Annotated in this window: 1 protein-coding gene; it reads right to left on the bottom strand. The window is 45.0% G+C overall.

The window, feature by feature from the left end:
• Positions 1–83 precede the first annotated feature (83 nt).
• A partial coding sequence (locus A3757_RS05425; protein ID WP_156506198.1) for a DUF2802 domain-containing protein occupies positions 84–351 on the bottom strand: 268 nt, incomplete at its 5' end.

Here is a 351-nt window from a genome sequence, read left to right as displayed (position 1 = left end):
AAGCATTTGATGATGTATAACTAGTTCACACCCAAGCTATGCTCTCGATGTGAACACTGATTTAAGTATTGGCTGGCTTAAAGCTACTTAGTGGGAGTAAGGGTAGGAATAGTATCTTGCTTACTTTCGGTGAGAGCACTAACAAGCTCTGCTTCTGGACGAGAGATGCCACAACTATTCATTAGGTCATCGATCCCCGCTCCCAACTCCACCAAACGTGACGCTTCGGAGTAAGAAACTTTAGTCGGGTCATTTTTCTGCATTTCGTCTATTATGGCTTCAAGCTCTTCGACACGCTTTTCCAGAGCAATAACCTTACGCCCAACACCCATTGAGCCATGGCTAATTCCC

It is taken from the genome of Oleiphilus sp. HI0117 (genome assembly GCF_001635235.1).
This window is presented reverse-complemented; position numbering and strand designations above follow the sequence as displayed.